The sequence below is a fragment of the Mesotoga sp. UBA5825 genome (assembly GCF_002432955.1).
Taxonomy (GTDB): domain Bacteria; phylum Thermotogota; class Thermotogae; order Petrotogales; family Kosmotogaceae; genus Mesotoga.
Window position 1 is genome coordinate 1,736 of sequence record NZ_DJHG01000044.1, and the last position, 1,693, is coordinate 3,428.

Genomic DNA, 1,693 nt, shown 5'->3' on the forward strand with positions numbered 1-1,693 from the left:
TTTTGGAGAAGAGATTGAATATCCACGAAGACTCTACTGGTAAAGAGATTCCTTGATTGGAAGGTTTCACTAAGAAATGGGAGTCGTAAAAGTTCTATCACTTTACTGATGATTTAGTGTTTCCATTCTTGTCCATTTACAAAACAAGAACCTACAACGCCCTCCTATAGATAAAAAGAAGGAACTAGATTGTTCATAACAAACTCTATTACTGTGAAATGCTCTGTGGTAAGATTTCTAAAACAGCCTCTTCATTGTAAATATTCAGCAGTTCTTCTTGACAGTTATGCTCTAAAAACGTCTGTCCCGATTTGTGGTTTGCATCCTTTGACAACAGTGTAGTTAGACAAAACGGGTCGATTAAACCTTATTCTCTTACCAAAGCACCACCAAATGCCTTGTTATTTACTTTGAATGATAATTGTCTCATTTGTGTGGTGAGTTTTGGTTAAGGTATAATAAAACTGTCAATAAGTTAGGCAACTTTACTAACGTGTTCTTCTCCTAAAGAGGTTCCCTGTTATGAACCGAAAGCGTTGCTTCAAAAAAGGAGGTATTGGGAATGAAAAGAGGGTTGATTCTACTCGTTCTTTTGTGCTTGATGATCTTCACCGGTCTTGCCAAAAGCTATGTGTTCGAGGCGATCCCGGAGACAGGTCTCGCAAAGACAATACTAGCGCTTCAGAAACTCCCTGTATTTGGTACGGTGTTTATGGTTGGTGCTCACCCCGATGATGAAGACAACGGGATGCTTGCATACTTGGCCAAGGGACTACATCTCGAGAGTTACTACCTTGTTTCCAACTGGGGGCAGGGTGGTCAGAACGAGATCGGACCTGAACTCTACGATGCCCTTGGAGTTTTGAGATCACAAGAACTGGCATCGGCAAGGGTAATTGATGGGGGGAAACAGCTACATTTCGGCGCTTACGATTTCGGCTACTCGAAAACAGCAGAAGAGACTTTCAACGATCCAAACTGGGACAGAGAGACAATAGTCGGTAACTTGGTTGAACTGATCAGAATCTACAAACCGGATATTCTGCTAGGCAGACACGCCCCAACCGGCGGTCACGGTCATCACCAGGCTTGCGGCGAACTCGTACCGGAAGCTGTTTTGGCAGCCGCAGATCCTAACATGTACCCGGAACAGCTTGAAGCAGGTCTTCAGGTGTGGCAGGTCAAGAAGTTCTACCAGGCCGGTTCCGGCGGTATACGAGTCAACACCGGCGAGTATAGCCATATTCTTGGTTACTCCTATAACCAGATAGGACGCATAGCGCGTGGCAGCCATCAGTGCCAGGGAATGGCCGGAAGTCTAGGAACACCTGGAGATGCCTACTCAAGCTATGTATTGATGAGCAGTGTCTTCGGAATGGAAGAAACTGGTATGCTCGATCACATGGACTTTTCTTTGAAAGCCATTTCTAACGGTATAGTGGGAGACTTCTCGGTAATCACGAAGATAGATGGAATGCTACTCAAATTGAACGGCATCACGAGCTCTATACTGGCTGGATTCAACGCGATGGATCCTACGGGAATTGGCGATGAGCTTCTCGAAGGACTGTCACTTGTGAGAGAAATGATTGCGTTTGCGGAGGGATCGAATCTCTCAGACTCCAACAAAGAATTGCTGATTGAAAGACTAACCATGAAAGAGGCGGATTTCCTGGCTGCGGCTCGTGAAGTC

General features: G+C 45.2%; 1 protein-coding gene. It reads left to right on the forward strand.

The window, feature by feature from the left end; genetic code table 11:
* Positions 1-562 precede the first annotated feature (562 nt).
* Positions 563-1,693, forward strand: a 1,131-nt coding sequence (locus B3N33_RS04510; RefSeq protein ID WP_292592291.1) for a PIG-L family deacetylase, incomplete at its 3' end; no start/stop codon positions are given.